The organism is Megasphaera sp. SC8-1, assembly GCF_024436295.1.
Lineage (GTDB): Bacteria > Bacillota > Negativicutes > Veillonellales > Megasphaeraceae > Megasphaera > Megasphaera elsdenii.
This window is the reverse complement of sequence record NZ_JANFQH010000023.1, coordinates 182,220-199,945: the sequence shown is the minus strand read 5'-3', so window position 1 is coordinate 199,945 and position 17,726 is coordinate 182,220. Positions and strand designations below refer to the sequence as shown.

The 17,726-nt window shown below is 50.9% G+C and carries 20 protein-coding genes; 3 read left to right on the top strand and 17 right to left on the bottom strand.

All coding sequences use genetic code 11. From position 1 onward, the window contains the following. Positions 1–2: 2 nt before the first annotated feature. The 6 genes from ruvA to NOS26_RS07570 all read right to left on the bottom strand — a co-directional run bounded on the left by ruvA (position 3) and on the right by NOS26_RS07570 (position 6,584). The gene (gene ruvA / locus NOS26_RS07595) at positions 3–608 is read right to left on the bottom strand and encodes a Holliday junction branch migration protein RuvA (RefSeq protein WP_014016197.1); all 606 of its coding nucleotides are present in this window, start codon (positions 606–608) and stop codon (positions 3–5) included. Then, on the bottom strand, positions 605–1,105 hold the full coding sequence (ruvC, locus tag NOS26_RS07590; RefSeq protein WP_014016196.1) for a crossover junction endodeoxyribonuclease RuvC: 501 nt from the start codon (positions 1,103–1,105) through the stop codon (positions 605–607). The genes ruvA and ruvC overlap by 4 nt, the downstream gene beginning before the upstream one ends. Before the next feature lie 121 nt (positions 1,106–1,226). Beyond that, the gene (locus tag NOS26_RS07585) at positions 1,227–2,885 is read right to left on the bottom strand and encodes an AAA family ATPase (RefSeq protein WP_014016195.1); all 1,659 of its coding nucleotides are present in this window, start codon (positions 2,883–2,885) and stop codon (positions 1,227–1,229) included. A gap of 463 nt (positions 2,886–3,348) precedes the next feature. Next, a complete protein-coding gene (locus tag NOS26_RS07580) occupies positions 3,349–3,783 on the bottom strand; it encodes a SoxR reducing system RseC family protein (RefSeq protein ID WP_014016194.1) in 435 nt (144 codons plus the stop codon). 163 nt (positions 3,784–3,946) lie between these two features. Beyond that, positions 3,947–5,320, bottom strand: a complete 1,374-nt coding sequence (locus NOS26_RS07575) for an MATE family efflux transporter (protein WP_014016193.1) — start codon at positions 5,318–5,320, stop codon at positions 3,947–3,949. Positions 5,321–5,552: 232 nt separating this feature from the next. Next, positions 5,553–6,584, bottom strand: coding sequence for a mechanosensitive ion channel family protein (locus NOS26_RS07570; protein WP_014016192.1), 1,032 nt, complete (start codon positions 6,582–6,584; stop codon positions 5,553–5,555). A 178-nt stretch (positions 6,585–6,762) separates the two neighbouring features. Here NOS26_RS07570 and NOS26_RS07565 point away from each other — a divergent pair, with 178 nt between their 5' ends. Beyond that, positions 6,763–6,948, top strand: a complete 186-nt coding sequence (locus NOS26_RS07565; protein WP_014016191.1) for a LysR family transcriptional regulator — start codon at positions 6,763–6,765, stop codon at positions 6,946–6,948. Between the two features lie 2 nt (positions 6,949–6,950). Continuing rightward, entirely contained in the window at positions 6,951–7,865 is a 915-nt protein-coding gene (locus NOS26_RS07560; RefSeq protein WP_014016190.1) for a LysR family transcriptional regulator, read from the top strand. Between the two features lie 4 nt (positions 7,866–7,869). On the opposite strand, the gene NOS26_RS07555 is transcribed toward NOS26_RS07560, so the two are convergent. From NOS26_RS07555 to NOS26_RS07515, 9 genes are all read right to left on the bottom strand, one after another. Continuing rightward, positions 7,870–8,421: a DapH/DapD/GlmU-related protein gene (locus tag NOS26_RS07555; RefSeq protein ID WP_255917494.1), complete on the bottom strand. Its 552-nt coding sequence runs from the start codon at positions 8,419–8,421 to the stop codon at positions 7,870–7,872. Between the two features lie 50 nt (positions 8,422–8,471). After that, positions 8,472–9,626 (bottom strand): alpha/beta hydrolase, encoded by a 1,155-nt coding sequence (locus NOS26_RS07550; protein WP_014016188.1) that lies wholly within the window; start codon positions 9,624–9,626, stop codon positions 8,472–8,474. A gap of 173 nt (positions 9,627–9,799) precedes the next feature. After that, positions 9,800–10,426, bottom strand: coding sequence for a flavodoxin (locus NOS26_RS07545; protein ID WP_014016187.1), 627 nt, complete (start codon positions 10,424–10,426; stop codon positions 9,800–9,802). 31 nt (positions 10,427–10,457) lie between these two features. Continuing rightward, positions 10,458–10,910 carry a carboxymuconolactone decarboxylase family protein gene (locus tag NOS26_RS07540; protein ID WP_014016186.1) on the bottom strand — a complete coding sequence of 151 codons (453 nt, stop codon included), beginning with the start codon at positions 10,908–10,910 and terminating at the stop codon, positions 10,458–10,460. Continuing rightward, a complete protein-coding gene (locus NOS26_RS07535; RefSeq protein WP_014016185.1) occupies positions 10,894–11,313 on the bottom strand; it encodes a cupin domain-containing protein in 420 nt (139 codons plus the stop codon). Before NOS26_RS07535 ends, NOS26_RS07540 begins: the two co-directional genes overlap by 17 nt. Next, positions 11,310–11,516: a hypothetical protein gene (locus tag NOS26_RS07530; RefSeq protein WP_014016184.1), complete on the bottom strand. Its 207-nt coding sequence runs from the start codon at positions 11,514–11,516 to the stop codon at positions 11,310–11,312. Before NOS26_RS07530 ends, NOS26_RS07535 begins: the two co-directional genes overlap by 4 nt. A 142-nt stretch (positions 11,517–11,658) precedes the next feature. Continuing rightward, the gene (locus tag NOS26_RS07525) at positions 11,659–12,156 is read right to left on the bottom strand and encodes a flavodoxin (RefSeq protein ID WP_074787530.1); all 498 of its coding nucleotides are present in this window, start codon (positions 12,154–12,156) and stop codon (positions 11,659–11,661) included. Positions 12,157–12,679: 523 nt separating this feature from the next. Next, positions 12,680–13,936: an RNA-guided endonuclease TnpB family protein gene (locus tag NOS26_RS07520; protein WP_036203330.1), complete on the bottom strand. Its 1,257-nt coding sequence runs from the start codon at positions 13,934–13,936 to the stop codon at positions 12,680–12,682. Positions 13,937–14,627: 691 nt separating this feature from the next. After that, the gene (locus NOS26_RS07515; protein WP_072982528.1) at positions 14,628–15,797 is read right to left on the bottom strand and encodes an iron-containing alcohol dehydrogenase; all 1,170 of its coding nucleotides are present in this window, start codon (positions 15,795–15,797) and stop codon (positions 14,628–14,630) included. A gap of 169 nt (positions 15,798–15,966) precedes the next feature. Between NOS26_RS07515 and NOS26_RS07510 the strand changes: the two genes are divergently transcribed. After that, complete coding sequence (locus NOS26_RS07510) at positions 15,967–16,860, top strand: LysR family transcriptional regulator (protein ID WP_072982525.1); 894 nt, start codon at positions 15,967–15,969, stop codon at positions 16,858–16,860. Positions 16,861–16,968: 108 nt separating this feature from the next. Here the strand turns inward: NOS26_RS07510 and rpmF are convergent, their stop codons facing one another. Both rpmF and NOS26_RS07500 read right to left on the bottom strand, forming a co-directional pair. Continuing rightward, positions 16,969–17,154 carry a 50S ribosomal protein L32 gene (gene rpmF / locus NOS26_RS07505; protein WP_014016180.1) on the bottom strand — a complete coding sequence of 62 codons (186 nt, stop codon included), beginning with the start codon at positions 17,152–17,154 and terminating at the stop codon, positions 16,969–16,971. Between the two features lie 36 nt (positions 17,155–17,190). Beyond that, on the bottom strand, positions 17,191–17,697 hold the full coding sequence (locus NOS26_RS07500; protein ID WP_072982523.1) for a DUF177 domain-containing protein: 507 nt from the start codon (positions 17,695–17,697) through the stop codon (positions 17,191–17,193). Positions 17,698–17,726 lie beyond the last annotated feature (29 nt).

The following is a 17,726-nucleotide window of genomic DNA, read 5'->3' as shown; positions in this document are numbered from 1 at the left end:
GCTTACCTCCCGCTCCCCAAGGCCTTCAGCGTCTCTTTCAGCAGCTGTTCCACTGTCGTGCAGCCGGCCAGGTGCGATTCGGCGACGGGCAGGACTTCCTGTTCGCTGTAGCCGAGACTGGTCAGGGCCGCCAGGGTTTCCGCCAGGATACCCGACAAGCCTGCCGAAGACGAACCGCCCTCAACAGCTGCCGCTTCTCCGCCGGCGACGGGGCCGATTTTATCCTGTAATTCCAGAACGATGCGTTCGGCCGTCTTCTTGCCGATACCGGGCATCTTGGTCAAACCTTTGATGTCCTTCTGATGGACGGCCAGGCGGAAACTGTCGGCCGTGCCGGCACTGAGGATGCCCAGGGCCACTTTCGGGCCGACGCCGTTGACGCCGATGAGGAGCATGAACAAATCGTATTCATCCTGCGTAGCAAAGCCGTATAAGACGATGGCGTCTTCGCGGACGCTCATGTACGTATAGAGCATGGCTTCCTGACCGACACAGAGCGTGTCCAGTGTCGAAGCCGGTGCATAAGCCCGGTAGCCGACACCGTGGACGTCGATGAAGCAGGAATTGACGAAGAGGTGGCTGATCACGCCTTTCAGATATCCGATCATAACTGCACCTTCCTTTTCAGACTCATAGAATGACTGGAATAAATCGCGTAAATGGCCATGGCCAGGCCGTCGGCCGCATCGTCGGGCTTGATTTTCTGGCGGATGCCGAGGAGACGCATGGTCATGTCGATGACCTGGTCCTTCGTCGCCCGGCCATAACCGGTGACGCCCTGCTTGACCTGGAGCGGCGAAAATTCCAGGATAGGGATGCCCGCCTGCTGGGCCGTCAAGAGGATGATGCCCCGCGCCTGGCCGACGGTGATGGCCGTCGTGACGTTGCGGTTGAAAAAGAGCTGCTCGACGCCGATGACGTCGGGCTTATATTTACGATAGAGTTCATTGAGGCCGTCGAAGAGCATGACCAGCCGTTCTGCATCGGTATGGTCCGGTGTCGTCTGGATAGTCCCATAGGTCACGGGCTTCAAGCGGCTGCCGTCGGCATCGATGACGCCAAAGCCGCAGATAGCCGTCCCCGGGTCGATTCCCATTGCCCGCATCTTCTCTGCCTCCCTTTATACCTTACATAATAGAAATAAATAGACTAATGTTCATTATACCATGAAAGAGGCTGTTGCACAAAGATTTTCCCCTTTGTCTCCAGCCTCTTTGACTCAAAATTTACACTAAGACGACTCGTTTCCCGTAAAAAGCGATACCGTATTTCAAGACTTTCGTAACGCCCCGGGCCTTGAAATCGGTTTCATAGCCTTTTTCATCAATCTGACGGCGGGCTTCCTGCGCTTTTTTCAGCAGTTCGTCCGAAGAACCTGCCGCTTTAAATTCCAAAATGACGCCGCATTGTCCTTCATGAGTTGGATAAATTGCCAAGTCATATCGCCCTAAGCCGCTTTCCCGGTTCGATTTGACTTCATATTCCGGAACCAGGAGCGTCGTCATCCCTAATAACAAGCCATGATAAAAACTTTCCCGGTTGGCCGTATCATACACACTGGCCACTTTCATCAGGATATCCTGTAAACCTTTGGTAAAGGCAGTACCATTCCCCGCCATGAGGCTTTCCATGGTTGTCATTAGATATGATGTCGTCCTACCCGGACTCAGGCGGCTCAGGATTTCATTGCGGTAAATGCTGCGGACTTCCCGATTGGGAATGGCCAGGACGTACACCCAGGTGTCGATGACCAACCGGCGGGACACGATTTTCAAATACCCTGCCAGCACGAGAATCGTATATAACGCATCGGGATTATCCGTAACTTCCGGATAAATCGTATTTTCCGTAAGGACGGCTGTTACGCACTCTCCCTGGATAAGGCGCAGTAAGTTGTCTTCCTGGACCGAATCAGTCTGTTTCAACAATTCCCCCAGCAGGACATTGCCTGACGTATGACCCCAATAAGGCTGCGGCTGGCCTTGTGCCTTGAAAAAGCACAAGACCGACCAGGGATTATAGATTTCCTGGCTGCCAAAACAATAGCCATCATACCAGTCACGCAGGACAGGCAGGGCCTTGTCCTGCTGCTGCGCACGGGCCAGGACCCGTACTTCTTCGGGCGTGAAACCGATCCAATCGGCATAGGTCCCGTTGATGACACTGCTGACTTCCAGATTATTCAAGCCGCTGAAAATACTTTCCTTGGCAATCCGCAGGACGCCTGTCACCACAGCAAAATCCAAAGACGGATTCGTCTTCAGGGCAGGGTTGAGGAAATTCCGCATGAAAGCCATGCATTCATCATAAAAACCGTGCTCCCAGGCCTGCTGGACCGGGATGTCGTACTCATCCAACAAGAGGACTACCGGCTGCTGATGATAACGCTTCATCATGTCCATCAAGCGGCGCAAGGCCTCTTCCATCTCGACAGGTGATGCCAGCCCGTCATGGATGCGCTGAAAATACCGCCGTTCAGCTCGTGAAAAGCCAGGGACTTCCATGAGATAAGCGTATTGGTCATATAAATCACTGAGGAGAAATCGGAATTTTTCCACCATATCCGACCAAGTCCGGTGCCTGACATCCTTCAGGGACAGGAAAAGGACAGGCCGCTTCCCCTGCTCCGCCATATACCGTTCGCCAGCCCTTTCAATAGCCAGGCCGCGAAAGAGCTTCCGGTAATCCTGTTCCAGGTCAGCGGCAAAAAAATAATAGAACATGGACAAGAACAGCGTCTTGCCAAAACGGCGCGGCCGCGTCAGCAGCAGCACTTCCCCATGATTATCGAGGAAATCCCGTATAGCCAGGGTCTTGTCGACAAAATAATAATTTCCCTCACGGACTTTGGCAAAATCGTCAATACCAATCGGCAGGCCTTGCATAGCCGCTCCCCCTTTCCAAATGTAAAAAAATTCCCTTATATTATATCTATAGTATAGGGGAATTGCCGGACAAAAGAAAGGCTCAGTCTGCGGCCTGCGTCTCCAATTCACTGTCTCAGATGGATACTAGCGGTTGTTTCTCCGATGGCGATGCTTCTCACGGTAGCGCTGTACCCGTTCGCGCGTCTGTTCCCGTCGCTTCTCGTCGCGTTGGTTAAGCCATTCATGCTATTGAGACAAAAGTTATAGCGGGTCATAAACAGCAAGTAATTACATTTAAAAGTTCGATAATTAGCTTATGATTTGCCGTTTATAAACAAAAAAACGCCGATAGTTATTACACTATCGACATCTTTCGTCTACATCTCTTCACTATGCAGTTATGACTTCACAATGCAAAAAGTCCAGAATGTTTTCCAATGTTTAACCAATAATATCGTGAATTAGGATTTCATTCCAAAGTTTAAGTTCTGTTCTCTTCCTTCTCTTCTTCCTCATCGACGATGACGCTGAGGATGTTGGCTTTGGTATCAATTATACGGCTCAGGGAGCGGTCATACTTCCGCACAGCCAGGGCCGAGACGATGAGTCCGGCAATGCCGCCGACGATAGCTCCGGCGCTGTGGCCGACGAGGAGATAGCCTAAGAGCGCTACGACGAGGAGCATGACTACGGGCAGGATGAAGCAGACAAAGGCACCGGAAATGAGGTGCGAGTCATCGACTTCATAGCGGACGTGGTCGCCTTCGGCAGCACCGATGGAATTATAAGCCAGGAGTTTGACGTGATCCGCTGCGGCGCAGACGCTGCAGGCTACATAGAGCGAATCGCGGCTGACCCGTACTTTCGCCAAGCCATTTTCCTTTATTTCTTCGACAAAACCTTCACCAAAACGCATATCCTATGCCCCCTTTCAAACCGGTAATCAATAATAATTATTCGTTACGTTAATTATAGCATAGTGGATGTTACTAATCAAGTGTAGGCTGATTGCATCTCATCACTTGAGGAGTTAGCAGTTAGTGGCTCGTAGCTAGGGGCTAGGGGGTAGAGGCTAGCGGCTACCGCTCACTCAGCAGGCCCCGTACGATGTGTTTGCGGCAGGACTGGTAGACGAAGGTCAGGACGATGGCCGTGACCAGCCAGCTGGCCGGGTAGGCCGCCATGAGGACCAGGAAGTCGCGGTGAGCCGCAAATACGGTGTACAGCCAGGTGATGCGGACGCCGCAGATGCCGGCCAGGACGACAACAGCCGGCGGCAGGGAATAGCCATAGCCGCGCAGGGAGCCGGAAATGATGTCGATGATGCCGTTGAGATATAAGGTCCCGGCGACGTAAAAGAGGCGTTTCGTCCCCAAGGCGACGACGTTCGGGTCGCCGTTGAACAGGCGGATGAGTTCTGGCGAAAAAAAGAGAACCGGCACGGTGACGGCTAGGAGAAAGGCCGCTTCAACGCCGAAGGCGACTTTCGTAATGCGGAAACAGCGGCGCAAGTTGCGGGCGCCATAGTTCTGGCCGACGAAAGTCGTCGTGGCCTGGCTGAAACCGTTGACGAAGCAGTAGATATTGCCTTCGATGATGAAAGCCGCAGCCGACGCCGCCATGGCTTCTGTCCCCAGGCTGTTGAGGGCCGACTGGATGAGGACGTTGGACAGGGCAAAGACCATGCCCTGGATACCGGCGGGCAGGCCAATATGGATGATATGGTGCAATTCTTCCTGGGAAAAGCGCATGTGGTGGCGTTCCAGGCGGATGCGGTCCGTCGTCCGGCACAGCAGGGCCAGGAGGATGAGCGAGTTGACGGCAAAGGCAAGGACCGTCGCCCAGACGACACCGGCCAGGCCAAAATCGAAGACCAGTACCGACAACAGGTCGAAGACGATATTGACCAGATTGGCGGCAATCAGGCTGTATAACGGCGTCTTGCCGTCGCCGCAGCTGCGGAAGATGGCCGCTTCAAAGTTATACAGCGACAAAAACGGCAGGCCCAGCAGGAAAATGCGCAGATACTGTTCGGCCATGTCATAGACGTCTGGCGGCACTTCCAGGACCCAGAAGGCCGGATAGACGATGAGTTCGCCAATGATGGCCAGCAAAACGCCCAAGCCGAAGGACATCAAAATCGCCGTCTGGACCGTCCGTTCCACTTTATCATCGCGGCGGGCGCCGAGATACTGGGCGATAGTGACATTGGCCCCCAGGGAAATCCCCATGAGCAGGGTCACCAGGATGCCGATGACAGGCATATTATTGCCGACAGCGGCCATGGCGCTCTTGCCGACGAAGCGGCCCAAGATAAAGACATCGGCACTATTAAAAAGCTGTTCAAACAAACCCATAAGCCCGATAGGCATGGCAAAGAAGAACAGCTTATCAGCAATAGAACCGTGCAGCATATCCATGCCGCGGCGGCCCTTGTTTTGTTTACGTTCCATAATCTGATTACCTCGTTCTTTTGTAGTATTCTCCTTCTCAGTATAACACATAAAAAGGCGCTGTCGCATGAAGACAGCGCCTTTTTGAGTTTGAAGTTTGAAGTTGAAAGTTTGATGTGGATGGAACAAAATTTAAAAGCCATCGCTTCAAACATCATACATCAAACCTCAAACATTAAAGAGAAAGAGACCTCGTATGATGGCAGAAACCGTCATACCAGAGTCCCCCTGCTCAGTCATGGCGGATGAGGAGCTGGATATTTTCTTTCTTATAGGTCGTATAAATCCGTTTGATGAACTGATGTTTGAGGACGGCTTCGTCGACGATGTTGCGGATACGCAGGACGACTTTGAAGGAAATGCCGTATTCCCCCATCTGGTCATAGCGGACGAGGGGCTCGAAGCCGGTGACGCCGTATTCGCTGTGATCCAGGATATGGCGGGCCACGCCGAGGGTGACGTCTTCGACGTGCTGCAAGTCGTTGTCATAAGTAATGGTCAAGGGAATGGAAATGGTACATTCTGCCAAAGGCTGTTCATAGTTGGTCAGCGTCGCCGTGGCGATGCTCTTGTTGGGGACGATGACCATGTTCCCCGTCGCCGTGCGGATGGTCGTATTGCGCCAGTTCATGTCGACGACACGGCCCGCTTCCCCACTGGCCAGCCGGATGTAATCGCCCATGTGTACCTGTTTCGATACGAGGGTCGTAATGCCAGAAAAGAGGTTGGCCAGCGTATCCTGCAAGGCCAGGGCCGATGCCAGGCCGCCGGCGCCGAGGGCCGTCAGGAGCGGCGAAATGGAGATACCGTAGGAACTGAGGATGAAGAGGACACCCATCAGATAGACGCACAAATCGACGACCGTCGTCAAGATAGACGTCGTCGCCGCCTTATCGCCGCTCTTGGATAATTTATCTTTCAAGAAAGACGAGACCGTGTGGGCGCAGAAGAAAGTCACCGTAATGATGACGACACTGTGATAATGATAGGACAAGATATGCTGGACGAAATCGGGCAGATTGAGGATATCCTTGGTCAGACGGATTCCCAGGAGGATGCCCAGCAGGGTCGGCATGAAGCGGAAGACATTGCGCCAGCTGTCCCGCGGGACTTTCGTCACGCGGCTCAATACCTCGATGACGCCCCGGAAGACGCCGTGCAGGATGGCGATGCCGATGATGATAAATAAAATAAAGGCCAGGAAATGCACGTGCGGCCCGCCGTGTTCCAGCTCATAAGTAAACGTATTGACAATGTAATCCATAAAAAAATCCTCCCCCGAAGAAACAAATCAGAAAGTACGATTTATTATACTCCGGAGAAGGACAAACAACAACTCAAGAACGGTTACAGTTCCATGTCATTTATGATATGACACCTTTATTGTAAGGCCCTTCCAAAAGGCGTATACTAAAGAAAAATCAGCCTATAGGAGTGACATCATGGAAATACGGACCCTGCAATACTTCCTGGCCGTCGCCAGGGAACAGAATATGACCGGTGCGGCGAATATAGCCGTCACCGTCTCATGTCTCGCAGCCTGGAAAAAACACCAGCTCCTGTCGCCGACGTGCGAAGCCTTTTTGAAAGGCCTGAAAGAAGAGATTCATCTACCAGGAAAGGATTGATAATGATGTTAGATTTACGGGTACTCAATTATTTTCTCACCGTCGCCCGAGAAGAAAGCATTACCCACGCAGCCGAAGCCCTGCACTTGTCCCAGCCGACACTGTCGCGGCAGTTGCGTGACATGGAAGAGATGCTGGGAAAAGAACTGATGATCCGCGGCCCCCGTCGCATTACGCTCACCGAGGAAGGCCTATTCCTGAAAAAGCGGGCTGAAGAAATCCTGTCTTTAGCCAGCCATACGGAACAGGAACTGCGCAGTGACGATACGGAACTAAACGGAAACATCCGCATCGGTTCGGCTGAATCCGACAGTGTCCGCTTCATCATGCAGACTGCCCATAAACTGCAAAGCCACTACAAGAACCTCCATTTCCACGTTACCAGTGGCGATGGACAGGCCATCATGGAAGCCCTCGACAAAGGACTCATCGACATCGCCGTCGTCTACGGTCATGTCGATACGGAAAAATATGAGGTCCTGCCCTGCCCATACACCGATCACTGGGGCCTTCTTTTGCAGCGCAGCCACCCGCTGGCAGCCAGGGAGGCAATCCGGCCACAAGATTTATGGTCGGAAAATCTCATCCTGTCCCAGCAGGTATTGCAAGCCAACAGCCATGGCAATAAATTGCAGACATGGATAAAAAAGCCCTTTGCCGAATTGAACATCCAGGCAACCTACAATCTGGCCTATAATGCATCCCTCATGGTCCGCGAAGGGCTGGGGTCCTGCATCATGTTGGAAAAAATCATCAACGTGCCACCCTATGACCCGGCGCTCTGCTTCCGCCTCTTGGACCCGGTGTTGGAGGATACCCTGTTCATCGTATGGAAACGATTCCAATTATTCTCCAAAGGGACCCAGCAATTCATCCATCTCTTGAAGGAAGAGGCAGAAAAAATACGCCAGCTATAAAACCTCACTGTTCAATGTTTTTGATAAAGCGAGCCGGTACGCCGCCGACGACAGTATACGGTGGGACGTCCCGGTTCACGACGGCACCGGCTGCGACGATGGCATAACGACCGACAGTGACCCCAGCTGTTATGGTCGCATTAGCCCCAATCCAGACGCCTTCATGCAGGACGATCCGGCCCGGCATGAGCTCACTCCGTTTATCCGGGGCTGGATGATGATTGAGCGTAGCTAGGACAACATTATGTCCAATGAGGACATTATCGCCGATGAAAATACCTCCCTGGTCCTGGAACTTGCAGCCGCTATTGAAGAAGACATTCTTGCCAAGATGGATATTCTTGCCAAAATCCGTATAAAACGGTGGAAAGAAGGCAAATGTATCATCGACAGGACGGCCGATGAGCCGTGAAAAAAGTTGGCGCAGTACTTCCGGTTCATGGTACTGTGTATTGATTTCCATGAGAATCTTCTGCGCCTGCCGGCTGTAAAAGCGCATGGTTTCAATTTCGTCTGCTGTCGTACCGATGACCGGCTCCCGGCTCCATCGTTTCAAGGCTTGCGACAAAGATAACATATGAAGGATCCTTTCTAAGGTGCTTACTTTTATTTCAAGGCATCGTCAAAAAATTGGACCAAATCGGCAAAAGGAATCTTATCCATCTGATCATATAAATCGGTATGCGTAGCCCCGGGAACAACGATTTCCCGTTTCGGAGCCTTTAATTTAGCATACGCCGCATCGGCAAAGTATTTCGAGTGAGCTTTCTCACCGGTAATGAGCAGGACCGGACGCGGGCTGATTTCATCAATGTGTTCCATGAGAGAGAAGTTGAAGAATCCATACGGCGTTGTCGAATCCCAGGCCAGTGTATTGGAGTTGATGGACCGCGGATGATATGCCCGCCCTACGTAATAATCATAAAATCCTTTCACTACACTATTTGCATCGGCTGGCAGTTTGTCTGGAAACATCGTATCATGAGAAATGATATGTCCCTGCGCATCCAGTTCATGCGAGCCCGGGATAGCCTGCCCTTCTTTGGCTTCTTTGTCCCGCATAACAGCCAAATGTTCCTTCACTTTTTCCCGCTGTTCCGGCGTATAGTAATCTCCTTGATAGTGATTGCGGATACTGTCGGACATATCATACATCGCTGAAGTTGCGACGGCTTTGATGCGCGTGTCATTGGCAGCAGCCGTCAGGGCCATACCGGACAGACCACAGATGCCAATAGCCCCTACTTTATCGGGATTGACGAATTTCAAATTACTGATGAAATCGACAGCAGCACTATAATCTTCTACAAAGATATCAGGCGAAGCCATATTACGGCGCGTGCCCCCGCTTTCTCCAGTCATGGACGGATCAAAGGCGACAGCAACATATCCGTGTTTTGCCATTTCCTGAGCATATAAGCCGGAAGATTGTTCTTTGACAGCGCCGAAAGGCCCCGAAACGACGACGGCCTTATATTGCTTCTGGGCATCGAAATTTTTCGGCAAATAAAGGTGGCCAGCGATGTCGAAACCATAACGGTTCTGAAAGCGGACATTCTTCGCTTCAATCTTGGGGTCAACCTTGAATACCCGTGTATCATTCGTTAATTCGCTGATGGAAGACTGTTTCATCTGCGATCTCGCCTGCAAAACCGCTGCCGGTGTCGCCGCATATGCGGCACCCGTGCCGAATCCAGAAAAGGGAAAGGTACTCACCCATAAAGCAGCCGCTATTAATAAGGCTTTCTGATGTTTTTTCATGTTACATTCTCCTTTTTCAACACTTTTGAAACTCTCTATTGCTTGATTACAGTATACTTTGCTATCTATTGAATAACAAATACCTATGAACTTTGTTAATCAATGCTTTTTTGCTATGATTATTTAAATAAAAAAGAAGGCTGCCTTATTCAGACAACCTCCTTCTTTTTCTATCAGCGATTCAGGCTCTGAACCCACTGCTGAACCGTACTTTCCGACACATTGGACGGGAAACGCTTGCCTTCCAGCCAGCTGCCCGTGCCAGCCATCTGTTGCAGCTGTCTGCCGCTGTCGCCGAGGCCCGAACTGGCCGACGTGGCAAAGGGGATGACCGTCTTGCCACTGAAGTCATTGTGCTTGACAAAAGTATCTACCGGCCAGGCAGCGATGCCCCACCAAATAGGATACCCGATAAAGACCGTATCATAGCCTTCCCAGTTGTCGGCCTTATCCTTGACCAAGGGAATGTCGCGCAGGCTGGCATCATCGTGTTCGCGATAGACGCGGCTGTCCCGATTATTATAGTCCAGGTCCGCTTCCGTATAGTCCTGGACCGGTTTCAGTTCCATGACGTCGCCGTTGGTCGCTTTAGCGATATAATTGGCGACGTTCTTCGTATGGCCGCCAGCCGAATAATAGACGACCAACGTCTTGCCATTGCCCTTGGCCGGAGCCTGGGCCGCCGTATCCGTCTTTTTCGATGTGTTTGAAGACGTATCTGCACTGTTTGTATTTCCACAGGCAGCTAGGCCCAGGACCATGAGGCTGCTCAAGGCAAGCGTTAAAATTTTCTTCATCATTTAACTCAGATCCTTTCTCAAAAATTACACTTTATTTAATATTTTCACTATATACTTCTTTGGCATAGCCAAAGGCAGCCCAGGCTTTGGGCCAGCCGCTGTAAAAGGCGAGCTGCGTAATGATTTCGGCCATTTCGTCCTTAGTGACGCCATTTTTCCTGGCTGTTTCCATATGATATTTCAAAGAACTGTCAGTAATGCCCTGGGCGATGAGGGCCGACACGGTGACGATGCTCCGTTCTTTGAGGGGCAGGACATCGTTCTTGCTCCACACTTCACCAAAGAGGATGTCGTCATTATAACGGGCAAAATCGGGGGCAAAGTTTCCCAGCTGCTGCCGCCCTGCGGTCTGGACAATTTTAACGGCTTTTTTCGGCTGATTATCAGTTGTATTCATGGCAAATGCATCTCCTGTTCCCAAAAATCCTATCCCGGCCAGGGCGATGAGCCCGGCTGCTAACAACGGCTTACGGAAGAGCTTCATAATCAGCCTCCTTGACGGCTTCACACCATTCCGTACTCGTATCGGTCCCGTCGACTTCGATGGCCAGATGCTGGAAGGCACTGTCCTTGGCGGCACCGTGCCAATGCTTGACGTTGGCCGGGATGTGGACGACGTCGCCGGCATGGAGCGCCTGGGCCGGTTCGCCCCATTCCTGATACCAGCCGCGGCCGGCCGTGACCAGGAGCATCTGGCCGCCGCCTTTTGTAGCATGATGGATGTGCCAGTGATTGCGGCAGCCCGCTTCAAAAGTCACATTGCCGACGACGACCTGCTTCAGTGAGATCATATTGAGATAGCTCGTACCGTCGAAATACTGGGCGTAATCGACATTTTCCCCGCCGATGGCAAAGGGACCGTTCTTTTTGATTTCTTCTAAATTCATGACTTTCCTCTTTTCACCTGATAAATCAAATAATCAAGACAATCGAGCTGGCGCTGGCCGTCATGTATGCGGCGGAGCAGTTCTTTCCGATGCTGCCGCAGGCGGCAAAGCTGTTCACTGCCGCTGCCCGCTGCTGCATAGTCGTCAATGAAGCCTTCCGAGCAGCCCGCATCTACCAGGTTCTGCCGTACTTTTTCATCCATGGCATCTACCTCCTGAGACCTTGTTTTCTTTACACTCTTATCTTACCAAGGTTTCTGTGAAATGTGAAATGCCTATAATTTAGTTTTAGGAATACGTACAGCAAATATTAAAAGCCTAGTTTTTCATAGTACCTGCTTTCTCCTATAAACACTGCTTCACTTCCTCAATCCAATCATCGATGTCCTGTGCAGCTGTCACCAACTTACTGCCGCCGGTCGAATCGAACTGTACCGCCAGCGACGGACCGAAAGACGCGCCCCGGCAGGCCTTTTCCATATCTTTCAGCGTATGGCCGGGCCAGCCGCCGTGGGTCTGGAAAAGGATGACCTGCTTGCCGCTGAAATCATGATCCGCCAAAAAAGACTTGACCGCCGGCGCCATCGTATACCACCAAGTAGGCGTACCTACGGCAATGACGTCATAATCCGCCGGATCATACGGCAGGGCCTTGATTTCCGGCATGAAGCCGCTGTTCACTTCCCGCTGGCCCTGAGCCACGACATCGTCATATCTGCCTTCATAGGGATGAAGCGTTTCAATTCGTTCCATGTCAGTGCCGGCAACCCGCTGCAGCTGAGCTGCAATCTTCGCGGTATTCCCATTGCTCCAACTATAATAAACAATCAGCATCTTCTTCATCGTCATGCTCCTTCATTCCGAAAACCAAAAGCCTTAATTCTTTACAGTTTCATTGTAACAATCGATAAATGAAATGTGAAATGCTTATAGAATAGAGCTGGATATTCTATTTATGTATTTCATGGGGAGTAGGCGCCTGCGGCGCCGCAGTCCGCAGTTGGCCGTTCGCAGTCCGTGGCTGGCGAACGTTCATCGTAGTTCGTTCATCGTTCGTCGAAAATTCTCACAAATATAAGAAAAGCGATGTCTCCCGTACGGCAAATTATTAAAAGTTTTAAACATCACGACAAACGACGTACAAAAAGGGTGCCTGTATGATGGCAAAAACCTTTAATTGATGAGTTTATTGTTGAAAGAAAAACGTTACGATGATGCGACGAAAGCTACGGAAGGTGCAGAATTCCGAGAAAAATTGTTTAAGGAATACAGAATTTGAACCTCTCCCGCTTATAGAAGCGGGAGATTCTTGAGAAGTTTGATACACGGACTAACGCCTGACAGCCTATTCCAAAGGAGTTAGCTGTCAGGATATCCTTATTCTCAAAGGGCTGTCCAAAAGCCCCTTACACAGTCCCTCGAAATCGAAGTTCTGCTTACTTTTACGGAGTATGTTGTATGCTCCATTCACATCCGCGTTGGCCATCCTGCCATCGGCGAACTGGTACAAGCCACGGTGGATACGCTTCCCACTGAACGTGCCAGTATACGGCTGTTCAGGATTATAGACAGGAATATCGTCTAAATCCAAGCAACTTGCTTGAGAAGTGTAAGATTCTTCCTGTTCGATATATCGCATACCGTAACGCTCGCAAAGTCCTTCCAGTGTTTCACGCAGATTACCGAAACTGATTTGCGTAAACTGCTGGTTGGTTATCCTACCCAGGTCGATACTACGTTTAAAGTCACCGTTATAACCACAGACGATGGTTCCGATACGGTGTTCGATACAGTAGTTGATGATATAGCGGGCAACCTTGCGGAGGTAGTCCTGTGTCCGATTATTACGTTTTCTTGCTAAGGCATAGAGCCTGTGCGTTTTCTTCTGTCCTTGTTTGTCGGCAATCCCCTGATAGTAGGCTTTCTGCTTGTTCCAATACTGGTTGATTGATTTAAGTTTACGCCCGTCCATGATGAACGCCGTCCCGGTGTTGGTCACGCAAGTTGCCAGATTTTCAAGACCGATGTCGATAGCAAGGACATTGTCCGGTGAAACGTCTTGAGGTTCTTTCTCCTGAAGATAGTAATACTGGATTTTGAAGTATCTGCCATTATATATGGGACAGATACGGACTTCCTTGATGGTTTTCTCTTTCAGTCTTGCAGGGAAAGGGATTTTGATTGGCTTACGGCCATGCCGTTTAGAAAATCCCCGACTCATGGGGATCGTCAAGAATCCATCTTTTACGTTTATGGCGTTCGTGGAAAGAATCAGGTTGAACATGCCGCCTTTTTCCCGATAGTGAGGCATTTTGATGTCCTTGAAGCGATATTCTCCTGATTTTGCCTTTTTTATGAGATTGAAGAATGACTTGAAACTGCGGTCAGCCACCTTCAATATCTGCTGAGACACGCCAGCCTGCAACAGACCGTAGTTTTCGTTTTCCTTGCAGACATGGTAATTTTCTTCGTATTTCAAGAACTTCTTCTCTTGGAAATAGTATTGCCTGATGTTGTAGAGAGCCACGTTGTAGAGGTTATTGCTGTATTGGCACATCTCCCGCAGCATGGCATAGTCTTCTTTGGAAAGATTTCTGATGACATTTGATTGAGTAAGATACACATTTTTCACCTCCTTTTTTATTATATGATTATTATGTGGGAAATAGTGATGATTTTCAAGATGAGTTACAGCGTTTTTGTGCTTTTTACGGGCATTGAACCCACTCAAGCACCGCCATTCATCCCCCACCTAAGAGGTGGGAGTCTTCTGGCGGGAAAAGATAAATAGGAGCCACGACATGATGTGACCCCCAATCGTTAGATGTTAGGTCTAACAATTGGGGGTCAGCTCAAAAAGTTTAATCTGTTTTTAATGACATTTCTCGGACTCAGATGGATGCTGCGCATCCTGAAATTCCGGATTGCATTACGACCGTGTGCCACATGTCATAAATTCCGGCTATGCCCAGGATTCACGCGGGCGCCCGGTTATGGGCGCCCCTACGGCCGTATAATTATTTAATATCGCCTGTATGCGATTTCGTAGGGGATTGCGCTTGGCAATCCCGCCCAGAATAATGGCATCGTCACGGAATTTATGACGGACTGCGCATGGTCGTAATATAATCCTGAGTCTAAAGGCGCGCAGCGCCATCTGAGTCCGAGGCGATGCGTCAGCGAACCCGTTTCGCCAACGATGAACGATAAACGATTCCGCAATTTCCGGACTGCGGACGGCCACAGGCACGTCTTGGATATTTACTTTTTTTCACTATGATGCAGCAGTTAGACGTAAAACACGTTCCCTTCCCTTACATGGCCTGTCGGAAGATATCCCTGATTTCGTCTTTGGTCAGGACTCGATAGCCGCCGTCAAGGATCAGCGTGCCGTTCACGAGGTCGTCGAGCATGTCTTCTGTCGCACCGAGTTCTTTGATGTGGAGCACGAGGCCGAGTTCCTGCATCCAGGTCTTCATGCGTTCCAGGCCGGCTGCGGCGATTTCTTCATCGCTCCTGCCGTCGGCATCGACATTCCATACGGCTTTGGCGAAGCGGACGAATTTCGGCAGACCGTCTTTCATGATGAAGCGGTAATACGGCAGGGACACGGCAGAGAGCGTCATGCCGTGCGTGGCATTCGTGCAGGCGCCGACGGCCTGGCCCAGCATGTGGACCATCCAGTCCGTCGATTTCCCCTTGGCGATGAGCGTGTTCAGAGCCCAGGTGGCGTCCCACATCAGATTGGAGCGTGCTTCGTAATCCGTCGGATCGACGACGGCTTTGCGGCTGGCTTCGATGACATTGCGCATGAGGCCTTCGGCCAGATAGTCGCTGGTATTGTCGTCTTCACCGGAAAAATACTGTTCGCAGATGTGATTGAAGATGTCATAGATGCCAGCAATCATCTGATATTTCGGCAGGGTCATGGTGTAGACCGGATTCATGATGGAAAAACGGGGCATGACGCTTTCGTCAGCAAAGACATGGCCAATCTTCAGTTTCTTTTCCGGATAGGTAATGACGGAACCGGCGTTCATTTCAGAACCCGTGCCGACCATGGTCAGGACATCGCCGACAGGGACGATGTCACAGCTCGGTTCTTCGAAGCGGATGAAATATTTATCCCACGGATCTTCGTCGCAATGTACGGAGACGGCCAGGGCCTTGGCATAGTCGATGACGGAACCGCCGCCGACGGCGAGGATGAGGTCCACGCCGTGCTTTCTTGCGATGTCGATGCCTTCGCGCAGCTTATGGATTGTCGGATTGGGCATGACGCCGGCGATTTCCGCTACGTCCTTGCCTTCGTCCTGCAGGATTTTGACGACGTCATCATAAATCCCGTTCTTCTTGATCGAGCCGCCGCCGTAGACCAGGACGATTTTCTTACCGTATTTCTGCAGTTCGCCGTGGAGGTTTTCCAGTGCATCTTTGCCAAAATAGAGTTTCGTCGGATTGCAGTATGTGAAATTCCCTAACATGAGTCTTCTTCATCCTTTCTGTAAATACCAGAATCAATTCATTTCATGCTCTTATCTTACCAAAAAAAGTATGAAATGTAAAATGCTTATAAATTAGTATCGGATATGTATTTTTTTTATTGCAGATACGACGAAAGAGATTTACAATAAGGAAAAAGGGGGAATCATTATGGAATTACGTACGCTGCATTACTTCTTGGCTGTCGCCAGAGAAGAAAATATGACCGAAGCTGCCAACGTCCTGCACGTCACGCAGCCGACGCTGTCGCGGCAGATGGCCGATCTCGAAGCAGAATTGGGCAAAAAGCTCTTCACTCGCACGAATCGCAGCACGGTCCTGACCGAAGAAGGGGTCCACCTGCGTCAGCGAGCCGAAGAAATCCTCTCCCTCGTCGACCAGACGGAAGAAGAAATCCGCGACGACAATACGGACCTTTCCGGCAACATCCGCATCGGCGCCGGCATTACGCACCTGATTCATTACCTGACGGAGACCTTCGCCGAGCTGCGCCGGGACAATCCGCGCCTGACCATCGAACTCTGGACGGGCAATGCCGATACGATTCAGGAAAAACTGGAACACGGGCTTCTTGATTTTGCGCTCTTCATAGAGCCTTTCCACGCCGAAAAGTATGAATACCTGCGCCTGCCGGGAAAAAATAAGTTAGGCGTCGTTACCAGTGCCCATGGTCCCTGGGCAGATGCAGGCAAGGTGACACCGGAAATGATTACACAGATGCCACTCATGGTTTCGTCACGGCACACGAATCGTTCTTTCGATTTGGTTGCTTGGTCACAAGGCAAGGTCACGCCTGAAAAGCTAACCATTGTCGGCACCATGGACCTCTCCTGCAACGTCAATGTCTTAGTCCGGCAAGGAATCACCAATCTTCTCTGCCTCGATAAATTGGAACACCAGCAAGGTCCGGACCTCATCTTCCTGCCTCTGGACCCTCCCTTTGAAGTCTCGTCTCTCGTCGCCTGGAAGAAATACCGCCTTCTCTCCCGCTCGTGCGAAGCCTTTCTGGAGGCTCTGCGGGCGCGAGTGGGCGAAGAGCAGTAGGCGCCTGTTGGCGCCGTCAAGTGCCCTTCCCTTCGACCAACGAATCACGCCAAACGAACCACAAAAAGGAGCTGTCCCGTAGGGACAGCTCCTTTTTATATCATGCTCTTATTCAGCTGTTGTGTTGTTGACAACCTGTTTGCCTTTATAGTAGCCGCAAGTCGGGCATACATGATGAGGCATCATTGCTTCGTGGCACTGCGGGCATTCTACGTAGCCCGGTGCGGTCAATTTCCAGTTTGCGCGACGCATCTTCTGACGAGTCTGGGATAATCTGTTCTTCGGTACTGCCATGTTCTGCACCTCCTTAAATCACATGGTACGTTATTTCTAGCGCTTTTCTTTGGATCGCAATAATTGAGCCAGGACTTCGAGTCTTGGATCAATCTTGTCGGTAGGACAACTACAGGGTCCGTCGTTCAGGTTTGCACCGCACTGCGGACAAAGCCCTTTGCAGTCTGGCCGGCACAAAACCCTCATGGGCTCGCTGAGGATCAACGTTTCTCTAATTGTCTCCGTCAAATCGATGTATTCCCCATTATAGGGCAATACGTCCTCGGGAAGCTCTGCTTCCGTACCATAGACTTCAGACAGTGTTTCATTCCGATCCACCGATACCGGTGACAGGCAGCGGCTGCAGGTGTACATGCCGGTGGTCTCTATGGTTCCCTGTACTACCATGTGGTTGCCATCGAACCAATAGGCCCCGTCCACAACTACTGTGGCGTCCTTCCAAGGAAGGTCATCCACTTCACCTAGCTCGGCAGCCGGACATTCAAAAGAAAAGGGGAAAGACTTCCCGGCTTCTTTTAGTGCTTCTTCGACTTGTAGTTTCATATTTCTACCTCGACTATACTATTATATCT

Coding starts and splice junctions, on each gene's coding strand:
- NOS26_RS07515 (WP_072982528.1), bottom strand. CDS start 15,797: ATGTTAGGGAATTTCACATACTGCAATCCGACGAAACTCTATTTTGGC.
- NOS26_RS07550 (WP_014016188.1), bottom strand. CDS start 9,626: ATGAAAAAACATCAGAAAGCCTTATTAATAGCGGCTGCTTTATGGGTG.
- NOS26_RS07570 (WP_014016192.1), bottom strand. CDS start 6,584: ATGGATTACATTGTCAATACGTTTACTTATGAGCTGGAACACGGCGGG.
- NOS26_RS07510 (WP_072982525.1), top strand. CDS start 15,967: ATGGAATTACGTACGCTGCATTACTTCTTGGCTGTCGCCAGAGAAGAA.
- NOS26_RS07575 (WP_014016193.1), bottom strand. CDS start 5,320: ATGGAACGTAAACAAAACAAGGGCCGCCGCGGCATGGATATGCTGCAC.
- ruvA (WP_014016197.1), bottom strand. CDS start 608: ATGATCGGATATCTGAAAGGCGTGATCAGCCACCTCTTCGTCAATTCC.
- ruvC (WP_014016196.1), bottom strand. CDS start 1,105: ATGCGGGCAATGGGAATCGACCCGGGGACGGCTATCTGCGGCTTTGGC.
- NOS26_RS07535 (WP_014016185.1), bottom strand. CDS start 11,313: ATGAATTTAGAAGAAATCAAAAAGAACGGTCCCTTTGCCATCGGCGGG.
- NOS26_RS07585 (WP_014016195.1), bottom strand. CDS start 2,885: ATGCAAGGCCTGCCGATTGGTATTGACGATTTTGCCAAAGTCCGTGAG.
- NOS26_RS07580 (WP_014016194.1), bottom strand. CDS start 3,783: ATGCGTTTTGGTGAAGGTTTTGTCGAAGAAATAAAGGAAAATGGCTTG.
- NOS26_RS07560 (WP_014016190.1), top strand. CDS start 6,951: ATGATGTTAGATTTACGGGTACTCAATTATTTTCTCACCGTCGCCCGA.
- NOS26_RS07530 (WP_014016184.1), bottom strand. CDS start 11,516: ATGGATGAAAAAGTACGGCAGAACCTGGTAGATGCGGGCTGCTCGGAA.
- NOS26_RS07500 (WP_072982523.1), bottom strand. CDS start 17,697: ATGAAACTACAAGTCGAAGAAGCACTAAAAGAAGCCGGGAAGTCTTTC.
- NOS26_RS07565 (WP_014016191.1), top strand. CDS start 6,763: ATGGAAATACGGACCCTGCAATACTTCCTGGCCGTCGCCAGGGAACAG.
- rpmF (WP_014016180.1), bottom strand. CDS start 17,154: ATGGCAGTACCGAAGAACAGATTATCCCAGACTCGTCAGAAGATGCGT.
- NOS26_RS07540 (WP_014016186.1), bottom strand. CDS start 10,910: ATGAAGCTCTTCCGTAAGCCGTTGTTAGCAGCCGGGCTCATCGCCCTG.
- NOS26_RS07525 (WP_074787530.1), bottom strand. CDS start 12,156: ATGAAGAAGATGCTGATTGTTTATTATAGTTGGAGCAATGGGAATACC.
- NOS26_RS07545 (WP_014016187.1), bottom strand. CDS start 10,426: ATGATGAAGAAAATTTTAACGCTTGCCTTGAGCAGCCTCATGGTCCTG.